The following is a 4,415-nucleotide window of genomic DNA, read 5'->3' as shown; positions in this document are numbered from 1 at the left end:
GGATTCGAGTACCAGCCCCCACCGGGAGAGCAGGGCGCTTAGGCGCACCTACTCAGGCTCACAAGAGCCCCTCAACTGAGGCCCGGTATCCGCAAGGAACCGGGCCTCAGTGCTTTGGGCCCTCGAAACCAACAAGAGCTTCGGCTCAGACCGGCAGCCTGGCAGCTGCCACCGGTGACACCAGTCGCCAGCCCCGATACGGGGCATGCTCTTTAACAAATTGCCGCGATTCGGACCCACTACTGGGTGGAAGTCCGTCAATCGCACCATGCAGGCGTAGCGCAGTAGGTAGCGCGCAAAGTTGCCAACCTTGAGGTCGTGGGTTCGAACCCCACCGTCTGCTCCATCCCTTGGGCTTCGCCGCCCATGGGGTCATCTCGGGTGTGCCCGCGCACAAGCATCGTTCGGATCCAAGGATCTCGAAGGATGAGCATGTGCACCAGGGCCGCAGCCGCCGGTGTGCAGCGACCAATGCGCTTCTGCGGAAGCGCGGTGGATCGCGTGTGGACACAGCCGAGATGATGTTTGCCCCCTTAGCCCAGAGGTCCAAGGCACCTGCCTTGTAAGCAGGCGATCGTCCGTTCGAATCGGACAGGGGGCTCCAGTTTTGGAGAGGACGCCTACTCGGTAGGGCGCCCGGCTGTAACCCGGAGGTCGGCTCGTTCCGTCCTGGTTCGAATCCAGGTCTCTCCACCAGGATGCCGTAGGCGCAGTTGCGCCTCGGGAAAGGTTCTGACTCGACGTAGCCAAGCGGTCGAAGGCGATGGTCTGCAAAACCGTCTGCGCAAGCACACCTCGGTTCGAATCCGAGCGTCGAGTCCAAGTTCATCAACGCTCACCCTGCCCCGTTCGACTTCGGGTGAGGTCAGCTGGCTTTCAACCAGCACAGACGGGTTCGACTCCCGTACGGGGTACCAGGGCAAATCAGCCCAGAAGAAGCGCAGTTCTGAAAGCGCGTGAAGGCTTTCAGAACTTCGGTTCCCGGCCGCATGTGGTCGGTGAGATAGACCGTGGTGACACGGCACAAAGTCGGGAGACCTGCCTCCCCCGACGCCAGATTGACAGCCCTCGGGCTATCCGTCCGGTCAAGCATGCAAGCTCACCGCGCCCTCGCAAGGGGCGCCTCGCCTACCAGCTGGGCGGGGCAGAGTCGGGACGAGAGCGTCTGGCAAAAGACGAGGGTTCAACGGCCCGCAGCAATGCGGGGAACCGAGGCCTTCGAACAGGTAACGGGTGGTGCCGACCGGCCAGACAAACCAGCTCTCCATCGAATAGCGGAAAGGGTAGTGCGCACAGTCCGAGCCTCGCAAGCAAGGGCGGCGTACAGATCGACTGGAGCGTGGCCACCGCAAGGTGGACGCGAGTCGGGAAGATCGGTCAAGTAGTCCGCGGGACGAACGACACAGCGGCGTGTGGCATTTCGGCCTCCAAAAGGGATCGAAACCACTGGAAGCGCACGCCGCAGCAGGTAGCAGTTAGCTCAGTTGGTAGAGCATCAGACTTGTAATCTGAAGGTCGTGGGTTCAATTCCCACACCTGTCAAACGCAAAGACGCTTCCGGTGTCGCATGAAAGCGGCGTAAGCCTMAGCACCTTCGGGTGAACTGAGGGAGCTCGCGGCTCGCAAGGCCAACAGCTCTCGATGAGATTCCGCATGTCGGGTGTAGCAACCCTCACGGCCCCGCAAGGTCGGCAGTAGGAAGAAGATCGAGTTGTGCGACACGACGAAGGAAATGCCTCCTTCTAAAAAAGGCCGCCGTGCCAGCAGACTGGGGTGCCCGCAAGGGGCCCTGGTGGACGAGTCGGGAAAGAGCGCCGCAAGCGCTCAGATGATCCGACGCAGGTGCTGGTGAACTCTCCCGTAGTCTCAGGGCGAGTTCTGTACTGACTTCGGTCAGCTGCAGAAAGTGCAAGTCGGTCGACGTGCATTTTCTTCAGTTGGTCATTGGCGCAACTGGCAGCGCAGCGGATTCCAAATCCGAAGGTTGAGGGTTCGACTCCTTCATGGCCAGCCAACCATTGTTTCGTTCATGCGGGCCTGGCCGATCGGCTTAGGCACCAGCCTTCCAAGCTGAGTAGAGGGGTTCAATTCCCCTGGCCCGCTCCAGTGCAATTGCGCGGTAGGGAAGCTGGCAACCCGCGGGCCTCATAAGCCCGAGATCGGCGGTTCGAGTCCGCCCTGCGCGACCACATCAACAGGAGGCTCCCGTCGAGATCGCGCTTCGGGATGCCAGAAACCGGCCGCAAATATTGTGCGGACGTCGGAACTCGTCACCGACAACCATGCGCGTAAATGGGTGCTTAGCTCAGCGGTAGAGCGGCTGCCTTACAAGCAGCGGGCCGGCGGTTCGATCCCGTCAGCACCCACCATCACCCTTCATGGGGCCATAGCTCAACTGGGAGAGCGCCTGCCTTGCAAGCAGGAGGTTGTCGGTTCGATCCCGACTGGTTCCACCAAAACTACTCCGTGTAGCGCAGTTGGTAGCGCGCCTGCTTTGGGAGCAGGATGTCGGCGGTTCGAACCCGTCCACGGAGACCACTATCGACAGCGCAGGCAAAAGCTGCGCGGGCGACCTCACCACTGTGGTGACCCGAAATTCGGAGAAGCCCAGGCCGTGGCCTTGGATGCAGTCAGCACGATAGCTGGCGCTACCCGAGATGCCCGACTCGGCACGCGACGCGAAGCCCGTGAAGAGGTGGAGCGGCCGGACGCAACCCGGTGACTGCCGTCAAAGCGCGGCAACCATTTTTGCCCTCGTAACTCAGCGGCCAGAGTGCCCGCCTGTCTAGCGGGAAGTCGGGAGTTCGATCCTCCTCGAGGGCGCCACACATTGCCTCGATAGCTCAGTGGGTAGAGCGCCGGCCTGAAGAGCCGGGCGTCGCAGGTTCGAGCCCTGCTTGAGGCACCAGACCGAGACCATGGAGCGCTGGCGGAGCGGTCGAACGCGCCAGGCTTGAACCCCGGAATCCGGCTCGCCCGGGTCGTCCGTTCGAATCGGACGCGCTCCCCCATCGACTTTCTCATCCAACTTGAGCCGGCGTGGCGAAACTGGTTCACGCAGCAGGCCCAAACCCTGTCTCCCGAATTCGGGAATGTCGGTTCGATCCCGACCGCCGGCACCAGATCGACGCCCTGACCTGCTAATGCACAGGGTAGTTTCGCGTCATGCATCGCGTCCTGGGATGCAACGCCTGGTCAACCGGCAAGAACAGCCAAGGAGACGTGACCGAGTGGTCCAAGGTCACTGTTTGGAAAACAGATGGTCGGCGTCGAGCCGACTCACGAGTTCGAATCTCGTCGTCTCCGCCAGTCAACAAGTCCCGGGTGGCTAATGGAAATTTGGTACACCTTCCTGCCTCAGAAGCAGGGCCTCTCTCGGTTCGAATCCGAGCTCGGGAACCAGTCTAGGGTGCATGGCCGAGAGGTCTAAGGCAACCGCCTGCTAAGCGGTCGTCGGCGTCGAGCCGGCGCGCTGGTTCAAATCCAGCTGCACCCGCCACAACTCATGGAAGCGTGCCGGAGTGGTCTAACGGTGCCGCCTCGAAAGCGGATGGCCGACGAAGAGTCGGCACGCGAGTTCAACTCCCGCCGCTTCCACCAGATTGCTCGCATAGCTCAGCGGTAGAGCACCGTCTTGATAAGGCGGCGGCCGATGGTTCGATCCCATCTGCGGGCACCAGTCCAACGGTTTGGATGTCCCAGGTGGGGTGTAGCTCAATTGGCAGAGCACCCGGTTTTGATCCGGGCGGTTGAAGGTTCGAGTCCTTCCACCATTTCCACCTTGTGATAGTGCTTTGAAGAGCTCAATTGGGGGTTGGCCAAGTCCGGTCTAAGGCGCCGCACTCTGACTGCGGAGATCCTGGGTTCGAATCCCAGACCCCTTGCCAGTTTCACCCTACGACGGTAGCTCAGCTGGAAGAGCACCAGGCTACGAACCTGGAGCGCGCACGTTCGAATCGTGTCCGTCGTACCAGTCATTTCCACCTTAGCTCAGTTTGGTAGAGCGCCCGGCTGTTAACCGGGAGCGCGCGGGTTCGAGGCCAGCAGGTGGAGCCAGTCCATACCCTCGATAGCTCAACTGGCGAGAGCAACCGGCTTTTAACCGGAAGGCTGCGCGTTCAAATCGCGCTCGAGGGACCACTCATTGACTCCTTAATCCGTTCACTCAGTCGGTTAGAGCGACTCGTTCATGAGTTGCGAGTCGCCATCCAAACCCCGGCACGGGTTGTCAAAGTTGTGGCAACACCTCAGCCACCTCGCGCAGTTCTTGGGCCAGATCCCCATTCAACCAACCAAGGTCTGGATGACGGGCCAACGGATCGTTCGAGATGAACTGGCCATGAATCGCGGCCGGCAGCACTTGATGGTCTTACCAGCGGTGTGCGTAGCTCAGTTGGAAGAGCCCGGGATTGTGA

At 61.1% G+C, this 4,415-nt stretch carries 25 tRNA genes; all 25 read left to right on the top strand.

The window, feature by feature from the left end:
* Window positions 1-270 precede the first annotated feature (270 nt).
* Window positions 271-346 (top strand) — tRNA-Gly (locus ACXJKR_RS25465).
* A gap of 181 nt (window positions 347-527) precedes the next feature.
* Window positions 528-604: transfer RNA gene (locus ACXJKR_RS25460), tRNA-Thr, on the top strand.
* Window positions 605-609: 5 nt separating this feature from the next.
* Window positions 610-696, top strand: a tRNA-Tyr gene (locus ACXJKR_RS25455).
* 40 nt (window positions 697-736) lie between these two features.
* Window positions 737-822: transfer RNA gene (locus ACXJKR_RS25450), tRNA-Cys, on the top strand.
* A 20-nt stretch (window positions 823-842) separates the two neighbouring features.
* Window positions 843-917 (top strand) — tRNA-Glu (locus ACXJKR_RS25445).
* Between the two features lie 552 nt (window positions 918-1,469).
* Window positions 1,470-1,543 (top strand) — tRNA-Thr (locus tag ACXJKR_RS25440).
* 395 nt (window positions 1,544-1,938) lie between these two features.
* Window positions 1,939-2,014 (top strand) — tRNA-Trp (locus tag ACXJKR_RS25435).
* A gap of 17 nt (window positions 2,015-2,031) precedes the next feature.
* Window positions 2,032-2,106: transfer RNA gene (locus ACXJKR_RS25430), tRNA-Gly, on the top strand.
* Window positions 2,107-2,113: 7 nt separating this feature from the next.
* Window positions 2,114-2,189: transfer RNA gene (locus ACXJKR_RS25425), tRNA-Met, on the top strand.
* A gap of 105 nt (window positions 2,190-2,294) precedes the next feature.
* Window positions 2,295-2,369, top strand: a tRNA-Val gene (locus tag ACXJKR_RS25420).
* Window positions 2,370-2,380: 11 nt separating this feature from the next.
* Window positions 2,381-2,456: transfer RNA gene (locus ACXJKR_RS25415), tRNA-Ala, on the top strand.
* Between the two features lie 6 nt (window positions 2,457-2,462).
* Window positions 2,463-2,538: transfer RNA gene (locus tag ACXJKR_RS25410), tRNA-Pro, on the top strand.
* Between the two features lie 212 nt (window positions 2,539-2,750).
* A tRNA-Asp gene (locus ACXJKR_RS25405) sits at window positions 2,751-2,826 on the top strand.
* A 6-nt stretch (window positions 2,827-2,832) separates the two neighbouring features.
* Window positions 2,833-2,908, top strand: a tRNA-Phe gene (locus ACXJKR_RS25400).
* A gap of 12 nt (window positions 2,909-2,920) precedes the next feature.
* A tRNA-Ser gene (locus tag ACXJKR_RS25395) sits at window positions 2,921-3,011 on the top strand.
* 22 nt (window positions 3,012-3,033) lie between these two features.
* A tRNA-Leu gene (locus ACXJKR_RS25390) sits at window positions 3,034-3,122 on the top strand.
* Between the two features lie 94 nt (window positions 3,123-3,216).
* Window positions 3,217-3,309: transfer RNA gene (locus tag ACXJKR_RS25385), tRNA-Ser, on the top strand.
* A 9-nt stretch (window positions 3,310-3,318) separates the two neighbouring features.
* Window positions 3,319-3,402, top strand: a tRNA-Leu gene (locus ACXJKR_RS25380).
* A 5-nt stretch (window positions 3,403-3,407) separates the two neighbouring features.
* Window positions 3,408-3,499: transfer RNA gene (locus tag ACXJKR_RS25375), tRNA-Ser, on the top strand.
* Between the two features lie 8 nt (window positions 3,500-3,507).
* A tRNA-Ser gene (locus ACXJKR_RS25370) sits at window positions 3,508-3,600 on the top strand.
* A gap of 4 nt (window positions 3,601-3,604) precedes the next feature.
* Window positions 3,605-3,679: transfer RNA gene (locus ACXJKR_RS25365), tRNA-Ile, on the top strand.
* 22 nt (window positions 3,680-3,701) lie between these two features.
* Window positions 3,702-3,779 (top strand) — tRNA-Gln (locus ACXJKR_RS25360).
* Between the two features lie 118 nt (window positions 3,780-3,897).
* Window positions 3,898-3,973, top strand: a tRNA-Arg gene (locus ACXJKR_RS25355).
* 6 nt (window positions 3,974-3,979) lie between these two features.
* Window positions 3,980-4,056 (top strand) — tRNA-Asn (locus ACXJKR_RS25350).
* 7 nt (window positions 4,057-4,063) lie between these two features.
* Window positions 4,064-4,140, top strand: a tRNA-Lys gene (locus tag ACXJKR_RS25345).
* Window positions 4,141-4,415: the final 275 nt, after the last annotated feature.

This window comes from Roseateles sp. P5_E11, from assembly GCF_054049355.1.
This window is presented reverse-complemented; position numbering and strand designations above follow the sequence as displayed.